Annotated in this window: 18 protein-coding genes; 4 read left to right on the forward strand and 14 right to left on the reverse strand. The window is 55.5% G+C overall.

Features of this window, described 5'->3' with window-relative positions; translation table 11 throughout:
• Positions 1–31 precede the first annotated feature (31 nt).
• Positions 32–1,462, reverse strand: a complete 1,431-nt coding sequence (gene rimO / locus RE6C_RS02535; RefSeq protein ID WP_008653549.1) for a 30S ribosomal protein S12 methylthiotransferase RimO — start codon at positions 1,460–1,462, stop codon at positions 32–34.
• A 320-nt stretch (positions 1,463–1,782) separates the two neighbouring features.
• Between rimO and lysS the strand changes: the two genes are divergently transcribed.
• Positions 1,783–3,354 (forward strand): lysine--tRNA ligase, encoded by a 1,572-nt coding sequence (lysS, locus tag RE6C_RS02540; RefSeq protein WP_008672011.1) that lies wholly within the window; start codon positions 1,783–1,785, stop codon positions 3,352–3,354.
• A 38-nt stretch (positions 3,355–3,392) separates the two neighbouring features.
• Here lysS and RE6C_RS02545 read toward each other — a convergent pair whose 3' ends face one another.
• The 6 genes from RE6C_RS02545 to RE6C_RS02570 form a co-directional block, all read right to left on the reverse strand.
• Entirely contained in the window at positions 3,393–3,611 is a 219-nt protein-coding gene (locus RE6C_RS02545; RefSeq protein ID WP_008653554.1) for a DUF5989 family protein, read from the reverse strand.
• A 7-nt stretch (positions 3,612–3,618) separates the two neighbouring features.
• Complete coding sequence (locus RE6C_RS02550; protein WP_236617893.1) at positions 3,619–4,026, reverse strand: SxtJ family membrane protein; 408 nt, start codon at positions 4,024–4,026, stop codon at positions 3,619–3,621.
• Between the two features lie 10 nt (positions 4,027–4,036).
• A complete protein-coding gene (locus RE6C_RS02555) occupies positions 4,037–5,866 on the reverse strand; it encodes a carbamoyltransferase family protein (RefSeq protein ID WP_008653558.1) in 1,830 nt (609 codons plus the stop codon).
• Complete coding sequence (locus tag RE6C_RS02560) at positions 5,863–6,924, reverse strand: SGNH/GDSL hydrolase family protein (RefSeq protein WP_008653561.1); 1,062 nt, start codon at positions 6,922–6,924, stop codon at positions 5,863–5,865. The genes RE6C_RS02555 and RE6C_RS02560 overlap by 4 nt, the downstream gene beginning before the upstream one ends.
• A gap of 98 nt (positions 6,925–7,022) precedes the next feature.
• On the reverse strand, positions 7,023–8,393 hold the full coding sequence (thrC, locus tag RE6C_RS02565; protein WP_008653564.1) for a threonine synthase: 1,371 nt from the start codon (positions 8,391–8,393) through the stop codon (positions 7,023–7,025).
• A gap of 160 nt (positions 8,394–8,553) precedes the next feature.
• Positions 8,554–9,039, reverse strand: a complete 486-nt coding sequence (locus RE6C_RS02570; protein WP_039961014.1) for a hypothetical protein — start codon at positions 9,037–9,039, stop codon at positions 8,554–8,556.
• A gap of 352 nt (positions 9,040–9,391) precedes the next feature.
• On the opposite strand from RE6C_RS02570, the gene RE6C_RS02575 reads away from it, so the two are divergent.
• Entirely contained in the window at positions 9,392–10,408 is a 1,017-nt protein-coding gene (locus RE6C_RS02575; RefSeq protein ID WP_236617894.1) for a substrate-binding domain-containing protein, read from the forward strand.
• 213 nt (positions 10,409–10,621) lie between these two features.
• Positions 10,622–10,819 carry a hypothetical protein gene (locus tag RE6C_RS02580; protein WP_231845896.1) on the forward strand — a complete coding sequence of 66 codons (198 nt, stop codon included), beginning with the start codon at positions 10,622–10,624 and terminating at the stop codon, positions 10,817–10,819.
• Between the two features lie 132 nt (positions 10,820–10,951).
• On the opposite strand, the gene RE6C_RS02585 is transcribed toward RE6C_RS02580, so the two are convergent.
• Together RE6C_RS02585 and RE6C_RS02590 are read right to left on the reverse strand one after the other, a co-directional pair.
• Entirely contained in the window at positions 10,952–11,710 is a 759-nt protein-coding gene (locus tag RE6C_RS02585) for a metallophosphoesterase family protein (protein ID WP_008653582.1), read from the reverse strand.
• Positions 11,711–11,714: 4 nt separating this feature from the next.
• Entirely contained in the window at positions 11,715–12,473 is a 759-nt protein-coding gene (locus tag RE6C_RS02590) for a metallophosphoesterase family protein (RefSeq protein ID WP_007327496.1), read from the reverse strand.
• A 108-nt stretch (positions 12,474–12,581) separates the two neighbouring features.
• Here RE6C_RS02590 and tsaB point away from each other — a divergent pair, with 108 nt between their 5' ends.
• A complete protein-coding gene (tsaB, locus tag RE6C_RS02595; RefSeq protein ID WP_008653590.1) occupies positions 12,582–13,385 on the forward strand; it encodes a tRNA (adenosine(37)-N6)-threonylcarbamoyltransferase complex dimerization subunit type 1 TsaB in 804 nt (267 codons plus the stop codon).
• Between the two features lie 82 nt (positions 13,386–13,467).
• Here the strand turns inward: tsaB and RE6C_RS02600 are convergent, their stop codons facing one another.
• The 5 genes from RE6C_RS02600 to RE6C_RS02620 all read right to left on the reverse strand — a co-directional run bounded on the left by RE6C_RS02600 (position 13,468) and on the right by RE6C_RS02620 (position 19,934).
• Positions 13,468–15,123 (reverse strand): BamA/OMP85 family outer membrane protein, encoded by a 1,656-nt coding sequence (locus tag RE6C_RS02600; RefSeq protein WP_008653591.1) that lies wholly within the window; start codon positions 15,121–15,123, stop codon positions 13,468–13,470.
• Entirely contained in the window at positions 15,120–16,574 is a 1,455-nt protein-coding gene (locus tag RE6C_RS02605; protein ID WP_008653593.1) for a BamA/OMP85 family outer membrane protein, read from the reverse strand. Before RE6C_RS02605 ends, RE6C_RS02600 begins: the two co-directional genes overlap by 4 nt.
• A 285-nt stretch (positions 16,575–16,859) precedes the next feature.
• Complete coding sequence (locus RE6C_RS02610) at positions 16,860–17,699, reverse strand: hypothetical protein (RefSeq protein WP_008653595.1); 840 nt, start codon at positions 17,697–17,699, stop codon at positions 16,860–16,862.
• A gap of 111 nt (positions 17,700–17,810) precedes the next feature.
• A complete protein-coding gene (locus tag RE6C_RS02615; RefSeq protein ID WP_008653597.1) occupies positions 17,811–18,665 on the reverse strand; it encodes a phosphoenolpyruvate hydrolase family protein in 855 nt (284 codons plus the stop codon).
• Positions 18,666–18,686: 21 nt separating this feature from the next.
• Complete coding sequence (locus tag RE6C_RS02620) at positions 18,687–19,934, reverse strand: Tm-1-like ATP-binding domain-containing protein (protein ID WP_008653598.1); 1,248 nt, start codon at positions 19,932–19,934, stop codon at positions 18,687–18,689.
• Positions 19,935–20,030 lie beyond the last annotated feature (96 nt).

Below are 20,030 nucleotides of genomic sequence, written 5' to 3' on the forward strand. Positions count from 1 at the left end.
AAGGGGACAAACGAGCAAGTGATGGTCGGTTCTAAGTCGCCGCGGCAACCAGATCGTAACCTTGGGAAGCAACGATCTCGCACGGTCGAATTTGGCCGATTTCCACCGGCGAGTCTGGATCCACTTGCGAGACATAGATCAGACCATCGACATCGGGTGCTTCGCTTCGGGTGCGACCGATGAAGACGCCTTCCTGTTCAGGCATCTCTGCGTCGATCAAAACCTCTTCGATTCCACCGACGCGAGAGTCATTCCAATCAAATGCGATTTGTTGTTGCAGTTCCATCAAGTCATCGCGGCGTCGCGCGGCCACCTTGGGATCAACTCGATTGGGCAATCTCGCGGCCGGTGTGTCTTCTTCAATGCTGTAAGTGAACACGCCCAGGTTTTCAAATCGAGATTCCTTGACGAAATCCATCAGCTCGACGAAGTCCTCTTCGGTCTCGCCGGGGAAGCCCGTGATCATTGTCGTTCGCATTACCAACGAATCAATTCGCGAGCGAAGCTTTTGGACGATGTCGGTTTGCAGTGCACGTGTGGTTTTGCGAGCCATGCGTTTCAGCATTTTGTCGCTGGCGTGCTGCAGTGGCATGTCGATGTACGGCACGATTCGCTTGGCCGATGCCAATGTGTCAATCAGAGCGTCGTCGATGTACATCGGGTAGAAATACATCAGCCGAATCCAATCGATCGATTCGATTTTGTCGAGCTCTTTCAACAGCTGATTCAGGCGAGGTTCGCCGTAGCGATCCATGCCGTAGTACGTCGTGTCCTGTGCCACGATGACGACTTCGCGAACGCCACTGTCACCCAATCGTTTGGCTTCGTCGATGATCTGTTCGATTGGTTTGCTGAAGTGCTTGCCGCGCATCTTTGGAATTGCGCAGAACGTGCACAGTCGATCGCAGCCTTCGCTGATTTTTAGATAGGCGAAGTGACGTGGCGTGACGGCCGAACGCATCGCATCGCTGAGCGGATTGACCGCGGCGGGTTTGAAAATCGTGCGTTGTTCTTGCAGCCCCGAATAGAGTTCATCAACGACCGAAACGATGTCGTTGCGACCGAAGACGCCGACCAAGGCATCGATGTCAGGTCGAGCCTGCAGCAGCTTGTCTTGTTGTCGTTCGGCCAAGCATCCCGTGACGACAACGTTGCGTAGTTTGCCGTCTCGTTTGAGGGCCAGCATTTCATCGATCGCGGCCATGGACTCATCACGAGCCGAGTCGATGAAACCACAAGTGTTGACCACGACAAAGTCGGCTCCGTCGACCGAATCGACCATCCGGTAACCGTCGGCGTCGAGGCGACCAAGCATTTGCTCAGTGTCGACGAGGTTCTTGGGGCACCCCAGCGAAACGACCGCGTACCGCCCCCGCGGTTTGCCCGTTTCCGGATCGATCATCGGGTCGATCCCCGGTGTAGCGACCGTCACGTTGTTCTGCGGGAGAATGGGAAGTTGCATCAAACGAAATCAGGATCGAGGGTGGAGAAGCAAAATGCCGCAAAAATCAATTCGCAGGATAATTCGAGCGTTTTCACGGCAAGCCCTTCATTAGAACACAAACCGGCGTTTTCGCAATTTGCAAACGTGGCCAATCGCGGGCGGCAGATGTCGGCCCAAACGGAGCGGTGCGGCGTCTTCTCAACCAGAGCCCGAGTGTGGGTGATGCGCTCGCGAAAACCGGTTCGCTCGCAAAAAAACGGCTCCCTTGCGTGAATGAGGCGGCAAATTCACAATCGTCAGCCCGATTGATTTTTTCCACCTTCGCAAGTGCATTTGCCGTGACCGATACGCCTTCCAACGCCGACGACCTTGATTTGACCGACCCGCACGCGGCTCGTCGGCACAAACTGGAAGAAATCACCGCGAAAGGCATCGATCCGTGGGGCCAGCGTTTCGACGACCGTTTGTTGGTCAGCGAGTGCCGCGACCGCATTCCACAGATCCAGTGGCAACAAAAGGACGGCGAAACGATCGCCCTGCCCGACGTCGAAAGCGAAGAAGTCGACTACCGCCAATGGAAAGCTGACAACGGCCCAGGCGAGGAAATCGGCCCGATCGTTCGCGTTGCCGGACGGATCTTGCTGGCACGGCCGACCGGCAAGTTGATCTTCATGAACATCCGAGACTGGACCGGTGACATCCAGATCTTTGTTGGCAAGAAACAAGTCGGCGACGAAAACTTTGATCTGGCCAAGCTGTTTGACCTGGGTGATTTGATCGGTGTTCAAGGTCGACTGGGCCGCACCAACACGGGCGAGCTGACCGTGTTCGCGGAAGAGCTGATCTTGCTGACGAAGATGTTGGAGGTCCCGCCGGAAAAGCACGCCGGGATGACCAATCAAGACCTGCGCCAACGGATGCGGTATGCCGACTTGGCGTTCAACGACGGCGTGATGCAGACGTTCCTCGATCGCACCAAGATCATCAAAAGCATTCGCTCGACGCTGGACGACCAAGGGTTCTGCGAAGTCGAAGGCCCGACGCTGCATACCGTTCCAGGTGGTGCCGCTGCGCGTCCGTTCGAAACGCATCACAACGCTTTGGACATGAAGCTGACCATGCGGATCGCGTTGGAACTGCACCTCAAGCGATTGATGGTCGGCGGGATGGAACGTGTTTACGAACTGGGACGCGTCTATCGCAACGAAGGCCTGTCGCCGCGGCACAACCCTGAGTTCACGATGCTGGAAACCTATCAGGCGTACGGCAATTACGAATCCATGATGGATCTGACGGAGAAGATCATCTGCGACGCGATCGAAAAGATCGGCGGTGGATTCAAACGTGAATACAACGGCACCATGTTGGACTTCACGCCGCCGTTCCAGCGTGCGACGTACGCGGAGTTGTTCCAAAAAGCCACCGGCATCGATCCCGCCGACGAAGACGCGGTCAAGGAATACGCCAAGGGGCTGAAGCTGACCATCGATGGCAAGCACCCCGATGTGATCCGCAATGAGATCTTTGAAGAGAAGGTTGAGGATTCATTGCAAGGCCCGATCTTCGTGACGGACTATCCGGCCAGCATTTGCCCGCTGACCAAACGCAAGAAGGACAACCCCGAAATCGCCGAGCGATTTGAGATGTTCATCTGCGGAATGGAATTGGCCAACGCCTACACCGAGCTGAACGATCCCGATCTGCAGGAAGAGTTGTTCAAGACTCAACTCGAAGGTCAGGACGACGAAGATTCGATGGCCAAGATGGACCACGACTTCGTCCGCGCGTTGCGTTACGGCATGCCGCCCGCTGGTGGACTGGGGATCGGCATCGACCGCTTGGTGATGGTTTTGACGAACCAAAAATCCATTCGCGATGTGATTCTATTTCCCGTCCTTCGCCCCGAGTGAGCCGCTGATGGGCTGCGTGGCGACCGCCTTAGGCTGGATTAAAACAGTGTGTAGATAAACGGTGCCGCGCCGCTGCTGGCCATGATGCTGAGCAAGCCCACCAACAACAGCGATCCGATCAGAGGGATCATCCACCACTTCTTGTTCTCACGCAGGAACATTACGAATTCTTGCAGCAGGCCAATGTCCTGCTGTTCCGATTCGCGTTCGAAATCGCTGGGAGGCGTGGGCTCGGAGGGCGTTTTTGGATCGGACATAGGGAAGCTAAAACTGCTTGAAGTATTGGTCGGGTGTGGGCGTTGATTCGCGGTCGTTCCAATTACTGGAGCGGCCTTCTTGTTTCAGATTCAGTGGGTCGTGCCCGGTCGCTCCCAAGATCAAAGCGATGGGTGTCAGAACGACAAAGTAGATCGTTCCAAACAGCAGATGGCCAACACAAAAGGCGATCGGGTATGTCGCGTATTGCCAGCCGCGAATGATGGGTTGTTGGGAAGCGGTCCAAGCATAGTAGACGGCCGCTACGGCGAGTCCCGCGATCAGCAAAACGATATTGAGCCATTGTCCAAAGTCGCTCAGCAAAAACGAAGCGATGATCAGGAGTAGGCCCAGCGACAGCCCAAACCAGCGACGCATCGACGGTGATGGTGGAGCATTGAGATCAATTAGTGGCATGATGGATTAATCAATCGGGAGCCAGATTGGACAGGTAGGTTTGACTGGAGGCGACCGCACTCTCGGGCTGTTCCTCGCGGAGCATCAAATGATTGCCCACGACCAAGACATCCATTTGGGTCGCCATGAAGCAACGGTAGGCGTCCGCCGCCGTTCGCACGATGGGTTCCCCTCGCACGTTGAAGCTGGTGTTGATCAGTGCCGGACAACCAGTTTGCTCGTGGAACTCTTTGAGCAAGGAATGGAATCGAGGCTGGCGATTTTCGCTGACGGTCTGAACTCGAGCCGAATAATCGAGGTGCGTGATGGCGGGCAAGTCACTTCTGACTTGGCGAACGCGTTCGATGCCATCGACGGGAGCGGTCGGCTCTTTTCTTCGAGATGGCAAGACATCAAACGTGAACAGCATGTAGGGACTGGATGAATCCTTTTTCATCTCGAAGCAATCACCAGCGAATTCTTCCAAAACCGAAGGAGCAAATGGCCGGAAAGATTCGCGGTATTTGATCTTCAGGTTCATGGTCGACTGCATCTCTGTGTTGCGAGGGTCGCCCAAGATGCTGCGGTTGCCAAGCGATCGCGGGCCAAACTCCATGCGTCCCTGGACCCAGCCGACCACCTTTCCTTCTGCCAACAACCCTGCGACACGTTGGTCGAGTTCCGCCACATGATCGAATGTCTGAACAACGGCACCTGACCGTATCAAGGCATCGATTTCCTTCGATTCATCGATCGGTGGACCCAGCAGCGATCCGTGTTGGGCGTCCTGAGGATTCGCCGTTCGCAAATTCCCTAGCAGTCGGTGCCAGATCAGCCAGGCGACTCCGAGAGCGCCGCCGGCGTCTCCGGCCGCTGGTTGAACCCAGATGTTTTCGAAAGGTCCTTCTCGCAACAGTCGTCCGTTTGAAACGCAGTTAAGAGCAACTCCGCCCGCCAAGCAAAGTGAATCACTTCCCGTTTGACGGTGAACATGGGAGGCGAGCTTGAGGATCACTTCTTCCGTGACGACTTGGATGCTTGCCGCGATATCCATGTCGACTTGTCTGACCAGTGACTCTGGATCTCGGCGAGAGATACCAAGCAAGCGTTCCAGCTTTTTGCCTGTCATTCGAAGAGTATGAGCGAATGTGAAGTAATTCATGTTCAGCTCATAGCTTCCGTCTTCGTTCACGCGAATCAATTCTTTGCGAACGACATCGGCAAACGTCGGTTCGCCATAAGGGGCGAGCCCCATCAATTTGTATTCGCCGGAATTGACTCGGAAGCCACAAAAGTAGGTGAAGGCGGAATAGAGCAAACCGAGTGAGTGTGGGAACCGGATGTCTTGTTTCAGTTCGAGCTTTTCGCGATTCCCAATTCCCCAACTGGTCGTGGTCCATTCGCCAACACCATCCACCGTCAGGATTGCCGCTTCATCAAACGGGCTGGGATAGAAAGCACTCGCCGCGTGTGATTCGTGGTGTTCGCAGAAAACGATTCGCCGTTTGGTTTTACCACCGAGGTGCCGGCGGATTTCGCGAGGAATGTGCAGCTTGAGTTGCAACCATGGCGGCATCGCGCGCGAAAAGGATGCGTATCCACGTGGAGCGTATGCCAAGTAGGTTTCCAGCAACCTTTCAAACTTCAGCAACGGCTTTTCGTAGAACCCGACGTAGTCGATGTCTGAGACGCTGGCACCGATCGAGTCCAAGCATCCTGCGAGCGCTTCGCTGGGAAACGCTGAGTCATGCTTCTTTCTCGTGAATCGTTCTTCGCTCGCAGCAGCGACCACAACGCCGTTGTTGATCAACGCAACGGCAGAATCGTGATAGAAGGCGGAGACGCCGAGGATAAGTGTCATGGCAGCAGTTCAGCGAGGTCGTTGGCCCAAGAGTCGGCCACTTGTCGGTGTCCTTCGCGAGTCAAGTGAATCGCATCTCCTAACAAGTCTGGTTGACAGGAGACGTTTTTGGCGATGTCGAAAAGCGGCGTTTGCGACTCTTCAGCGACATCTCGCATTGTCTGTGTAATCCACCTTCCAATCTTTTGATTGGTTTCAATCTGCTGAGGTGTTTGCCCGAGATAGAGACCCAAATTGTCGCAGTCCGGATTCGCTGCCATCAATTGAGTGCTGATGACCGGTTGGGCGTCTGATCGATTGATGGCGGCGAGGAGGTCGTGTAAGTCATTGCGGAATGCCTTGGCGCCCTCTTTCGTGATTTTGGTGGAAGCATCAGCGGGAGGAGCGAACTGGGGAGTGTCGGCGGGGAACAACCGGAATCGAATCAACCCGTATAGAGTACTCTGCGAAAGGAACCGCTGGGCCCAGGATGGCGCTGGTGGTGTTTTGTTGATCGATTCAGGCGATTTTGCGATCGCAAGTTTTGAATCGTTCCAGCCAAGATAAAGAATTACCAAATCAGGACTCAGCGGAGCAATTGTCTGTTCGTAGCGATGTTTTACCTGAGTCATATTGAACCCAGGGACTCCTCCGTTGAGCACTTCGGCCTTTTTCCCGTCGGGGATACCTTGGTCACGCAGAAGCTGTTCCAGTACGCAGCACGAGTCTTGATGCTGTGGAACGAGGTAGCCGAAGACGCTGGAACCGCCGAGGACGGCGATGCGATAGACATCATCGGGTTTTTGTTTCTCGATTGACCGGCCCCGCAAACCAAACGAATTGGTTTCAACCTCGTAGGTCGACGATCTTAGACGAAGATTTGGCCGGAGTGTGTGTCCGGCCTTTTTGTCGGGGACGAAGAAACTCAGCCCTGTTGCATAGCAGTTCGGTGTCCAGCCTCTCGAAGCAACGTAGACGCGAAGTCCGGCTTCGCAAAGGAAGATCGAGATCGCGAAGCCTAACCAGATGGCTGCTAGTGCGAACCACCGTTTTCGTCGCTTTATTCGAGATGAAACCATGTTGCAAACTGCTTGGCTGCCTCGCGGAGTCGGCTGGCAACTCGACGAACGATTTAAGTAATGAATCGTTGCCTGTCACACATTTTCGTCCCGATGGATCAGCCTTTGTGTTGTTCCAAGCAGCGAGCGATCTCATCTTTGACAGCATTGGCATCGGCGGGCAGATGAACCGCCGGGTTGGCATGTTTGCTGTCGATGCCTTCGAGTGTGGATTCGTGGTAGCCAACCTTGAAATCCGTGAATTTCAATCCGTGAGCGGTGCTGATGACAACGGTCTTGTCCTTCGGTGAGATCTCGCCGCGATCGATCAGTTTCTTCAGCACGGCCAAGGCGACGCCGGTGTGAGGGCAAGTGAACATGCCGGTCAGGTCAGCAGACGCGGAGGCTTCGGCCAACTCGTTCTCGGAGGCTTGTTCAACAATGCCATTGGTTTCTCGGACGGCTTTGACCGCTTTGGCATAACTGACCGGATCTCCGATTCGGATCGCATTGGCGAGAGTGTCCTGAGCGGTGACACTGACCTTCTCCGCAAAACCGTTCTTGTAAGCGGTGTAGAACGGATTGGCTCGTTCGGTTTGGGCGGCGACCAATCGAGGCATGCGGTTGATCAGCCCCAAGTCCATCATCAGCTTGAATCCCTTGTAGAGGGCGCTGATGTTTCCGAGGTTGCCAACTGGGATGATGATCCAGTCCGGCACTTCCCATTCGAATTGGCGAACCATTTCGATGCCGACCGTTTTCTGTCCTTCGATGCGAAGGCTGTTCATCGAGTTGGCGAGGTAGATCGAATTGTCCTTGGTGACTTCTTGGACGATCTTCATGCATCCGTCGAAGTCCGTATCGAGAGCCAGCACGTGTGCGCCGTTGGCGACCGGTTGGATCAACTGAGCCGTGCTAACTTTTCCAGCCGGCAAGAAGATCACCGCGGGGATACCGGCGTAGGCGGCGTAGGCGGCCAATGCCGCGCTGGTGTCACCGGTGCTGGCACAGGCGACAGCTTTGACGCTGCTGCCTTGAGCCATCATTTGTTTGACGACGCTGACCAAGACGGTCATGCCCAGGTCTTTGAAACTGCCCGTGTGGCTGTTGCCGCAAAGTTTGATCCACAGATCCGGCACGCCGAGTTGGGCACCGAGTCGCTCTGCCCAGAAGAGGTTTGTGTTTCCTTCGAACATGCTGACGACATTCTCGTCTGCCAGCGATGGAACGACCCATTCTCGCATGCCCCAAACACCGCTGCCAAACGGCCATTTCGAGGTGCTGGCACGGGAGTCGAAAAGCTGTTGCCACTGATAGGCATTCTTCTTTTTCAGCGGTTCTCGCTCGTGATAGACCTCCAACAGACTGCCGCAGGTTGGGCAGGTGTAGATCACGTCAAAGATCGAGTGTTTCGCGCTGCAGCCTGAAATGCAGCGGAAATAGGTGGTTTGGTGATCCACGTCCGGTTTGGACTCGACGGCGAGAGACATGAGGAGATCCTGGTGCGATGGGAATAGGGGCCGATATTATGGTCACAGCCCACTCACAGGCAAAGGGCGAACCAAAAGTGGCTTGAACTGGGTTTGTCGGCCAGTTTTGGGTCGCTTCGCCAGCATTCCGTCCCAGTGACGGTCCCGCCGATAACCAAGCTCAGCGGACCCCGTAATATGGGACGCCGTAATACCGTGGCACGGTGTAGTAGGTACCGGTTCCGAACTGCACTCCGCCCGCGGGGCCGATCTGCAGTCCGGTTCCACTGACGGTTCCGGGGACAAAACCGTAGCCGTAACTGCGGTAGCCGTACCCATATCCGCCGTATCCGTATCCACCATAGCCGCGACGAAAGCTATAACGACGTGGGGTGTTGTAGTAATAGTTCGTCACCGACCCGCGGTTAGCGTTGCTCGTGCTAACGGAGGGGCGATTGGCGGAGTAAACACCTTGCTGGGCAATGATGGCACTTCCTCCGCGATCGAATCCATTACTCTGGATTCCATAACGATAGCCCTGGGCGGATGCGTCAGAGGCGAGTGCAAATGCACTGAGCACCCCGATGGCTAGGGTTGCGAGACCGGTCGTGGCCCATGGTGGTAAGCGGCGCTGAGTCGATCGGAGTGTTTTGTCGGACGTGTTCATATTGCACCTGAATGGTTGCTGGGGAGGAGAGAATGGGAACGTTTCGCTACGGGATCCACTGAATTTTATGCGTCGCGAAACCGGAAGTCCTGGAAATATAATGTCTGATCGAGTCACGGCTTCCGCCAAATCTTTCTTCGGTTCAATGCGATTGAGCGACACTGCTGGCCGACTTTCACGAGTCTTCGGTGCGTCGTAGTACTGCTCCATAGAAGGTGAGCGACTTTGTTAGACTGGCGGCGATTCGTTTTTTGCTTCTCTTTCGCGAATGGTTGCTATGGCTCGTTATTGGTTGGTATGTCTCGGATTGGTTCTAGTTGTTGGATGCAGCAAATCTGATTCCAGTTCCTCGGTGAAACCACAATCAGGTTCAAATGCGGTCGCGGATGCATCGGCGGATGCGACTGGTTTCCCGCGTGAGTGTGGCAACTACACCGTTTTAGGCATTTTGACGGACAACCAAGACAACTCGAAAGCGAAGGAAAATGCTGAAACGACTTTGCTGCGTCATCCGGATGTGGCTTGTTTGGTCGGATTGTGGAGCCAAAACACACCGATGATTTTGGCCGGTCTTCGAAGCAGCGATGCAATCGGAAAAGTCGCGGTGGTTGGTTTTGATGAGCACCCGGACACTTTGGCGGGAATCCGTGACCAATCGGTTTACGGGACGATCGTGCAGCAACCCTACGCATTCGGTTATCGCAGCGTGCAGTGGCTGACGACGATGGCGAAAGGCGGCGAAGTCGAGGTCCCGGAGTCGGGAATGATCATCATCCCTCACCGATCGATCACCGGTGCAAACGTCAACGAGTTTGCCGCAGACATCGATGCGATCAAGTCAGGCAAAGGACCAATCTTGTCCGGCGACGAGCAGATCGACGGATCGGGAATTCGAGTGGCCTACATCACCAATTCGTTGGATCCGTTTTGGACTTTGGCCGATGCCGGTTGCAAGCGTGCGGCGGAGCAATTCGGGTGCGAAGTTGATGTGCAAATGCCTTCGAGCGGTTCCATTGAAGAGCAAAAGCGATTCTTGGAATCCAATGTCGCGGCAAAGGTGGATGGGATCGCGATCAGCCCAATCGATCCTGAAAACCAAGTCGGCATGATCAACGATGCGTGCGAAGTCACCACGGTGATTTGTCAGGACAGCGATGCACCGGCTTCTCGTCGCAAGTTCTATCTCGGAACGAGCAACTACTTGGCCGGACGTGCCGCCGGCAAGTTGATTCAAGAAGCCATTCCGGAGGGCGGCGAAGTGATGCTGTTCGTCGGGAAGATGGAAGTGCTCAATGCCCAAGAACGCAGTCAGGGCATCATGGATGAGCTGGCGGGGAAGCCAATTCCGGCGATCTTACAAGGCAACTGATTGCCAAAGCATTACCGATTTGTGAGGCAAACCTTGGCCGGTGCAATCCGAATAATCGGAATCAGTGGCCGCGAGGGTGAGTATTCAACCGTGTTTCCCTCCTCTCGCGGGAAGGATTGAGACGGCTCGAGTCGAAAGGTGACGTAGGTTTCCGTGTCGAGCGAGGGTGTGCCTGGTTCGATGCGACGTGGAAACCTTTTTGAGAGTTTGACCATGAGTGCCATCCCTCCCGCCGTGCAGCAAGTCCTTCAGGCTCGCCAGGACGCGACGCAAACGCAGATCGATGTCGCGTTGTTGGGCCAGAATCTGGATGTGCAACGGCAAACCGGCGATGCGATCGTTCAGATGATCTCCGAAGTCGTCGACGTCCAAAAACAACTCGCCAGCGGTCACATCGACGTCCGCGTTTGATATTCGGCAAGGACGTCTGGTGGTTGGCAAGCACGCGGCGAGCCACCGCTAGTTCAACCAACTCGGCATTCTGCCCGCCCAGTATTCCGTGAGGCGTGCACCAACGACGGCTTTGATTAGCCGGTCGTCTTCTCAGCGGCCTTCGCGAAGGCGGTAGCCCAGAAAGTTGTCCAGCTCCGCTTCTTTCTCAATCGCCTGGACCGTCCGTTCGATGTCGTATTCGACTCGTCGAAACATCACCACATCTGGTTCCACAATCGCGTAGCAACTGCGCGGGTCGCCATCACGCGGTTGGCCGACACTGCCGACGTTGATCATCAATTTTGAATTGGGATCGGCCAGGGAATATCCGGTTCCGGTGTCAGCGGGACGGACGAAGCGTTGCTCCATCGTGAACACACCGGGGACGTGGGTGTGCCCTTGGAAGCAAACTCGCGGGACCAACGAAAACAGCTTTTCCATTTTCTTTGTGTTCTGAGCGTCTTCGGGAAAGACGTATTCGTTCGTGGGTCCGCGCGGTGAACCATGAACAAACAGCCAATGGTCTTCACGAACGGTTCGAGGCAAGGCGCACAGGTATTCGATTCGTTTGCGGCTGGCTCCCGGATCGTCGCCAGTTTCTTCGAGCTGGCTGCGGGTCCAGAAGATTGCTTGTTCGGCCGCGACATTGAAGCCTTCCGGATCGAACAGCGAACTGCTGTCGTGATTCCCCAAGACGCAAAAGTCGAAACCCATCACGGTATCGAGGCAGGCACACGGTTCTGGGCCGTAACCGACCACATCGCCCAAACAGACGATACGGTCGACCTTTTGCGATTCAACGTCCGCGAGGACGGCTTCGAGCGCGGACAGGTTTCCGTGGATGTCGCTAAGAATGGCTGTACGTGTCACCCGATCAATGTCCTCGCTTCAGTCGATCGCCGAGGGCATCGTCCAGGTCGGGTTGAGCGTAAATCTTTTGAGCCGTCTTCTCGAAGTCGTATTCGACGCGGCGGTAGGTCACCGTCTTCGCGTCGGTATCCAAGATGATATAGCACGATTGATTGTTCTCGTCTCGCGGCTGGCCAACACTGCCGACGTTGATCATCAGCTTGTTGTTGCCCAACGCGTAGGTGTGGTCGCATTCGTCCGGTGTGACGAATTCACATTCGGTGGTGAACACGCCCGGCAGGTGGGTGTGGCCCATGAAGCAGTATTGATCGATCTTGCCAAACAAGATTTCCATCTTGCGAGCATCGTACATGTATTCGGGGAAGACGTATTCGTTGGTCGGGTCGCGAGGCGAACCGTGGACGAACTTGAATTCGCCGTCGTCGATGAATCGCGGCAGTTCGCCGAGGAAGTCCCACCGAGCGTTGACTTGTGCGGGACCGCCTTTGCCACTGTCCAGCTCGTCGCGAGTCCAGTAGATCGCTCGGAGTGCCATTGGGTTGAAGCCATCCGGATCAAACAGGGCCGCTTGGTCGTGGTTGCCAAGAATGGTGTGTTTGCACCGACGCATCACCAGATCCAGGCACTCGCACGGATTGGGGCCGTAGCCGATGATGTCACCCAGGCATATGACTTCTTGGACACCGACTGAGTCGATATCTTCCAGAACCGCTTGCAGCGCTTCGAGGTTCCCGTGGATGTCGCTGATCAACGCTCGCTTCACAAAATTCCTCGGTCACCTCACCTGGATGCTAAACCTGCCGAGTGTCATTGTAGTCTGGACTAAATTTGCACGACAATCCCACGCAATTGACTCGGCGAGTTCCCGACGATGCACTCCAAGACCGAATCTGACGACCAACGACCCTTCACCGGATTGGCTCTCGAAGTCATCGGTCGCGAAGGATCCGTGGCGTTCGTTCGAGACGGTGAGGTGGTTCAATCGACCGACTTACCCAGCGAAGTTCGCGCGACCGCGTCGTTGACACCTGCTCTTGAGTCGTTGCTGGCGAGCGTGAACACAGCCGCGAGCGACGCCGAAACCAGTCGGGATGAATCGTCAATGCCAACGCAAACCAGTCGCCCAGATTTCATCGCGGTTGCCGATGGTCCGGGATCGTTCACTGGTTTGCGTATCGCCGCAGCCACAGCGAAAACACTGGCTTATGCCTGGGGAATACCCGTGGTGACGTTGGATTCGTTGTCAGTTTGGGCAGCGGCCGTGTTGCCGACCGGATCAACCGAGACGGCAAATTCGGATTCCGATATGCCTCGCGTCGGTCAGCAAATGATCGTTGGCTTGGATGCCTATCGAGGTCAAACGTTCGTGGGGGCATTCGTTGCCACGGAAGCCGGATGGCAGTCGGACAAAGAAATTGAACTGCTCGATCGAGCTGATTGGCTCAGGACGTTGGAATCGGCCTCGTCCGGAACATGGCTGACCGGAGACGCGATCAAACCCGGTCTACCGACGGAGAATCTGCGGGTGGTCGACCGAAAGCAAACTCTGGCTTCCGCTTTGGCAAAACTCGCTCACCAAAAATATTTAGCGGGACAAACCACCGATCCGATGGAAGTGTTGCCCAGGTACTTTCGGCCGAGTGCAGCCGAAGAGAAGGCAGCGTCCTCTAAGTAATCGATCGATTGCCGACTGGTTCGAGGCTCCAATCGCCGAACAGATGTTCATCCGTCGGCGTCTAGAACGGCCTGATCTGCAACTAGCGAACCGCACTCATGTAGAAGCTGAACATACGCTCGTCGTCGGTATCGGCTTTCAGCACTGGGAACGCGAAGTCGAACGCAAGTGGAGCCGGACCGAGCATCGGGATCGCAACGCGAAGACCAAAGCCGGGAGCGACTCGGAAGTTGTCTGAGTCGATTTCGATGTCTTGCTCAACCGTTCCAAAGTCAACAAACGCGACACCTCGGAAAGCATCGTCCGCTGTTAGCGGGAACATGTATTCAACGGAGTTTAGCCATTGGAATTGGCCACCGACCTCGACGCCATTGATGACGGGGCTGGCACCACGAAAGTCAAAACCTCGAATCGTCGCATAGCCGCCGGCGAAGTAATTCTCGAAGACAGGTGTTTCGTCGCCACTGAATCCAAGCTGTACGCTGTACGAAAGTGTTTGCTTGCCCGAACCATCGGCACGTTCACGGAGAAGCAAGTATTTGCGGTACTCGGCTTCGAAGGTGGAGTATTCGTAATCACCAAAGGTTTGTTCGAAGCTCAACTCAAAATAGTGACCGCGACTGGGTTGTAGTGGGCTGTTTCGAGTGTCGTGAATCAGTGAAGCCATGCCGCTGTACAAGCCGTTGTCTCCTAAGACGTTGTTCAGCTCAGGGACCGTGTTGACACGTGGGTCCGTGATTTCGACGTTCTGGCCGCTCACGCCCAGCGACACAGAAAGGTCAGGTGTCACTCGATAGCCAAAGCTGACCCGGCCGCCGAGACGGTTCTCATCCCAGTCGTCAAAGTTGCGGTCGTATAAGAATCCGCTGAGCGACATGCTGATCGGCAGATAGCCCAGCAGGTTCGGGTCGGCGAACTGTGCTGTGTAGCGTTGGAATTCATTGCCCGGGGCGGCTTCCAGCCGAAACGTTTGCCCGGCACCACGGAAAGCGGTTCCACTGAACAGATCGCCAAACGATCGTGGCCAACGGCTGATATCAAAGTTGCGTTCGTCAATTGTGATTTGGCCGGTGACGCCTGCATCACTGTTGACCGCACCACCGAACATCAAACGTCCTGTCCGAGCTGGGTAACCCTGAATGATCAGATCGGCTTCGCGAACAGTGGGTTGGTTGACAACGGGAGGTGCCAAATTGGGCGACGATGGAAAGCTGCCCTGCAACGGCCCAGGCAGAGCGCCACCTTGATAGACGTCGCCTTGGTAAGTTTGATCCGGGTAGGTTTGGCCTTGGTAGCCGCCGTTTTGATAGGTCGGCGCGGCGTAGGGATTGCCAGGTGCCGGAGCGGGTGCAGGTGTGGTTGGAACGGCGGTTCCCGGGCCACTGTAAGTGGAGGGGCCACCGTAAACCGATTGTCCATAGGTCGAGTTGGCGGGTGCCGATGGTTGGCTTTGGTATGACGGTGGGGCGCCATAGGCCGAGGGCGGCGGCGTCGGAGGCGGGTATGCGGTTTGGGCTGCACTTTGCGACGATGAGATGAAGCCGGATGACAACGCGAGCAATGCCGATGCCGAGACGCGAGTCCACAGCGAGCGATTGATGTCATCGAGCCAGCGCGATGCCGTGTGATGCTTCGAATTCATCGAAGCATCTGGTTCAGAAGATTGGGTCACAGCACGCATCCATGACTTGAAGCGAAACTTGAGCGGGAGTGATTTCAGTGTTGCCTTGAAGTTCATCTTTGCGATCCCTCCAACGGCTTCACGATGATGTCTGGTAGTTCAGCGATTGTTGGGTTGGTTTCCAGCAGATTGCTTCGTTCGATTCGGTTGCGGCCGGTTTCTAAGTCGCGGCGATCGATGTAGTCACCTTCTCGCATTTCGATCAGGTTCAACATTGTGGTTTCTCGCATCAGGTGAGGTTCACCGTCAATTTCCACCCGAATGCTGTTCACTTTCCAACGATCGCCTTCGGTGATTTCGTAAACCAAGTCGACGATGCCGTTCTCGTCACGCATGATTGTTTTTGGGTTGACCTCGGCGTAGATGAATCCGAGTTCGCCGTAGCCGTAAACGATTTCGCCGATGTCTTTTCGCATTTTGGTGCCGCTGAATGTGTCGTTTACTTTCAGCTCAAGGCGTTTGCGAAGCGATTCTTCGGTGATGTATTCGTTGCCAACAATTTGGACGTCACCTACTTTGAAACGTGGGCCTTCGTTGACGACAAAAACGATCGTCAACCATTTGCCGGTTTCGTCATATTCGATCCGGCGTCCGACCGTCGCGGTGAGGAAGCCGAGGTTGTGGTAGTACGATGCCAACACGTTGACGTCGGCGTCGATCTTTTTCATGTCCGCGACGTTGTTGATGTAGCTCATGATGCCCATCATTGGGCCGCGGCTTTGGATGACCTTCTTCAGACGCGATTCGCTAACGATCGAAGCACCCTCGATCTGAATGTCTTCAATGCGTTCTTTGGGGCCTTCATTGATTCGGTAGACAACCGCGTTGGTGTCACTGGGCAGTCCGATGCCGGCTTCGATCGCGGCTTGGTTGAAGCCTTCTTCGTGGTAGTAGTCGAGCAATCGACGCTTGCCAGTTTCGATCGCGAATTCGCTGAGTGGGTCGCCTTCGGTGATGCCCGAACGGCCCGACAATTCACGGTCGTTCATCCGGTAGTTGCCGTGATAGATTACCTTCGACACCATCGCTCGTTCGCGAACATAGAACGTGACCAGCACGCTCTTCTGCGGTGCGTTGCTGGAGCCGTTGGCTCGGGTGACACGTTCTTCGGTTTCGAAGGTGACGTGATCGAAAGACCCCATGTCGTTTAAGCGACTGACGTCCGACAGGACCGTTTCTTCGCTGTAGAAACGACCTTTGCGGGTTTGCAGTTCCGCCAGGATGTCGGTGGTGCTGATGACCTGATTGCCGACCAGCCTGACTTCGGCGACGACCGCATCACCATCTTCGCGACGCAGGGCCATGCCATCGCGGTTGTGGATGTGGTCACGAAATTTTGGTTTGGTTGCGGCTGCAGGTGCCTGAGCTTGGCCTCCGCCCATTCCACCACCGCCACCGCCGAATTGAGCGAGGAGAGTGGTTGGTGAGCAGGCAATTGCCAGACAGCAAACAAAACACGCCAGGAAGCGGTGTTTTGAGAGGTCGCAGTGGTAGAGTCGAGACGGCATGAGCAGCCATATCCGTGGCACGAGAATTGAGGTCTTCCCGTCTCTACCAATGCTCGCGCGGGTGCCACAAGGCGAATACGTCCCCACCCGCGAACTTCAATCAACTTTGCAAAATTGTTCGATTTGATGAGAAAGATCGATTTGGCAAGCGGCAGCCATTTCGCCATATCAAACATTGACTTGCGGCGGCGAAAGCGGTCGTGAAACACATCTGTTTCCCGCTCGCGATCGGTTGTGAAAATGCCGCTTGTGAAGGTGCCCCGAGAAGGTACCCAGCGAAGGATCTCAGGGGGCGCCGTGTTCGATTAACTTTTGCTGAAGCGACTCAAAAAAGCTGCGGTCTTTGGCGTATTGGTCCGGAGCCATTTGGTTTTTGAAGTAATCCAAGTAGTCGATCCAGCCCTTGGTTTCATCGACGAAGGAGTATTCGGGGTCAGCCATTGGATTGACCCAATCTGGATCGCCCGGTTCGCGTTGGCCGGTGATTTGGCCATTGCCGTCGACAATGAAATTCGCCGTCAGAACGGGAAGCTTCATTCGCAACTCGTAGATCGCACGCTCGCCCCAAGACATGCCCGCGGTCGCTTCCTCCCAAGCCTGTGTCACCTCGGGCGACGTTGTGCTGTCCGGGAACCGAATGCCGTTGGCTGCGCCCGATTGAGTGATCCCGTCGCGGTTGAGGTCGACCTGCGCCGCCGGTGGCACCAATAGATTCAGGGCCCCTTCTTCACTCAGCGAATCCACTTGGATCGGATCCGCTAATCGATGAATCGTTTGAACGGTTTCGAGTTCCTCAGGTGGCAATCCGCGAAGGAATTCTTTCGGTGCCGCATAACCACCTTCGTCGTATGCCGTGGACATGACGTTCGCGTATGTCTCGCCCAATGCGGCGGCATCCTCTTGACCGCGATAACGGCCGAGTTGTTCGAATCGGTACCAATTGGTCCACGACTGCTCGATTTGGGAATCAAGCGGCGTGTCAGTGGCGACCGGTTCTGCGCTCGCATATCCCTCCCGTCCAAAGTTTGCCAGCACTTCGCTGAAAACACTTTGCACGTTTTGGTTGGCAGCTCGACGATGGTCTTCGAGCGTCATCACACCGGATTGTCGCGTGTCGATTCGCACTTGAGGGTTCGCTCCATGCAAGCGGGACGTTCCTCACGCTTATCGACCAACGCCGCTGTTCAAGTTTGATGGTTCACGATGGATTTTCGCAGAATATCGATTGAGTCGACTCTATCGCGAGAGTTTTAGATCCACAAAATATCGAACCTGACTGGTGATAGCACGTTCAGTGGGCAGTCGTTCCATCGAGCTCGCACCGTAGAAACCATCGATCGGGCAACGGTCCATGACGTACTGAGCATCATCTGGTTCCGCGATCGGGCCGCCATGACAGAGCACGAACACGTCCGAACGAACGTCACGTGCGGCGGAAGCAATCTCGCTGACCAAACGGACGCTGTCATCGAGCGTCATCGCGGTTTGCGCGCCAATGGTTCCCGAAGTTGTCAGCCCCATGTGCGCGACGATGATGTCGGCACCCGCAGTCGTCAGCTCACGGGCTTGTTCCGCATCAAACGCATACGGTGTGGTCAGAAGATCCATTTCGTGAGCCGCGGCGATGCATTCGATTTCCAATTGGAAGCTCATTCCCGTTTCTTCCAAGTTGGCTCGAAACGTTCCGTCGATCAGGCCGACGGTGGGAAAGTTCTGAACGCCGGCGTAACCGAGAGACTTCAGTTCTTGCAAGAAATGATCTCGCAATAGAAACGGATCAGTCCCGCAAACGCCGGCCAGCACAGGTGTGTGCTTCACGGCAGTCAAGATCTCCGGTGCCAATTCCTTCACGATTTCGTTGGCGTTGCCATAGGGCAGCAGTCCTGACAACGAACCTCGTCCCGCCATTCGGTAACGACCCGAGTTGTAGACAACGATCAAGTCGATGCCGGCTTCTTCTTCGCACTTGGCCGAGATTCCGGCGCCCGCGCCGCCGCCGATGATTGGTTTGCCAGCCGCTTGTTTCTCTCGAAAGCCGGCCAGGATAGATTCGCGTGTTTGAGTCATGGTGCGTGGTTTTGGATGAGTCATCAATTGAGAAGCGATCGATTCTCAAGCGGATCCGTCTTGCGACTGGATCCACATCGATCGAAAAGTCCCCGTCAACGCTTTCGCGAATTCGGGATCGTTGATGTGATACGGTAAGCGACGAACCGTTCGCTTGGGAGTCGTGTCGATGCACCGCTCCAGTTCGCTGAACAACGCCTCGTCGGCTTCCAAATCAAAGAACGGTTGCCCGGGAGCGTCCAATGCCGATACCCCTTTTTCCGGAATCAGGATTGCCACCTCGGCGGTTGAACGATTCACCTTCTCAGCGATCCATCGAGCGATTTCGCGGTTTTCGTCCGGCGTGGTCCTCATCAGCGTGATTTGTGGATTGTGAACGTGAAGCAACCGGTCTTTGAATTTTTCAGGGACGGTCGATCGGGCTCGGAAGTTCACCATGTCGACCGCACCCAGGCTCATCACATACGGGACTTCCGACTCGATGATCGCATCGAATCGACTCGGGCCAGCCGGAAAGATGCCTCCGACCACTTCGTCCGCGACTTCGGTGGTGGTGATGTCCAAGACGCCGCGAATCAATTTGGACTCGACCAATTTGTCCATCGCTCGACCGCCGGTACCGGTCGCGTGAAAGACCAGCGGATCCAATCCTTCCGCTTCCAATGCAACTCGAACCGCGGTGGCGCAAGTCGTTGTGACCCCGAACATGGTCATTCCAATTGCCGGCCGAACCTTCGTTGTCGGACTTGGGATGGAAACCATGCCCGCTAAAGCGTGCGCCGCGTTGGAAAGTATTTTCGTCGATACCTGGTTGAGCCCCGCGACATCGACGATCGACGGAAACATCACGATGTCGCTGCCGCCAACAAATGCGGAGACGTCTCCGCCGCCGACGGTGGACACCATCACTTTCGGCACGCCAATCGGTAGAGCCGCCATCGCGGGGCAAATTAAGGCGGTTCCGCCGGTGCCACCCAGTCCGATCACGCCCGCGACGCGTCCGGAACGATGTTCGTTTGACAAAAAGGTCTGCAACGCATCGCTCATGGCTTCGATTGCTTGGCCACGATCTTCGCATCTCAATGCATCCGTGTTTGGATTGCACCCGGCCACCACGTCTCGCGTGATCGAAGGTTCGATTGACGGCGGATCAAGTGTTCCGACATCGATGGTCGCGACGGACAACCCTTGCGATTTCAATTGTTCCGCGACGAAATTCAATTCCTCGCCTTTGGTGTCCATCGTTGCAATCGCGTAGACCAACGGGACAAGATCGGAGTTGGTCGGTGACATGGCAAATCAAACAGTCAGACGGGCAATCGTTGGGATCAACTTCTGTTGATCGAGAGGTTTGATGGTGTGGTCAATGCAAGCCGTGGCCATGCGTTC

It is taken from the genome of Rhodopirellula europaea 6C (genome assembly GCF_000338295.1).
Taxonomy (GTDB): domain Bacteria; phylum Planctomycetota; class Planctomycetia; order Pirellulales; family Pirellulaceae; genus Rhodopirellula; species Rhodopirellula europaea.

Excerpts from the sequence above, each read along its gene's own strand:
- rimO (WP_008653549.1), bottom strand. The coding sequence starts at position 1,462 with ATGCAACTTCCCATTCTCCCGCAGAACAACGTGACGGTCGCTACACCG.
- RE6C_RS02545 (WP_008653554.1), bottom strand. The coding sequence starts at position 3,611 with ATGTCCGATCCAAAAACGCCCTCCGAGCCCACGCCTCCCAGCGATTTC.
- RE6C_RS02550 (WP_236617893.1), bottom strand. The coding sequence starts at position 4,026 with ATGCCACTAATTGATCTCAATGCTCCACCATCACCGTCGATGCGTCGC.
- RE6C_RS02555 (WP_008653558.1), bottom strand. The coding sequence starts at position 5,866 with ATGACACTTATCCTCGGCGTCTCCGCCTTCTATCACGATTCTGCCGTT.
- RE6C_RS02560 (WP_008653561.1), bottom strand. The coding sequence starts at position 6,924 with ATGGTTTCATCTCGAATAAAGCGACGAAAACGGTGGTTCGCACTAGCA.
- thrC (WP_008653564.1), bottom strand. The coding sequence starts at position 8,393 with ATGTCTCTCGCCGTCGAGTCCAAACCGGACGTGGATCACCAAACCACC.
- RE6C_RS02570 (WP_039961014.1), bottom strand. The coding sequence starts at position 9,039 with ATGAACACGTCCGACAAAACACTCCGATCGACTCAGCGCCGCTTACCA.
- RE6C_RS02580 (WP_231845896.1), top strand. The coding sequence starts at position 10,622 with ATGAGTGCCATCCCTCCCGCCGTGCAGCAAGTCCTTCAGGCTCGCCAG.
- tsaB (WP_008653590.1), top strand. The coding sequence starts at position 12,582 with ATGCACTCCAAGACCGAATCTGACGACCAACGACCCTTCACCGGATTG.
- RE6C_RS02600 (WP_008653591.1), bottom strand. The coding sequence starts at position 15,123 with ATGAACTTCAAGGCAACACTGAAATCACTCCCGCTCAAGTTTCGCTTC.
- RE6C_RS02605 (WP_008653593.1), bottom strand. The coding sequence starts at position 16,574 with ATGCCGTCTCGACTCTACCACTGCGACCTCTCAAAACACCGCTTCCTG.
- RE6C_RS02615 (WP_008653597.1), bottom strand. The coding sequence starts at position 18,665 with ATGACTCATCCAAAACCACGCACCATGACTCAAACACGCGAATCTATC.
- RE6C_RS02620 (WP_008653598.1), bottom strand. The coding sequence starts at position 19,934 with ATGTCACCGACCAACTCCGATCTTGTCCCGTTGGTCTACGCGATTGCA.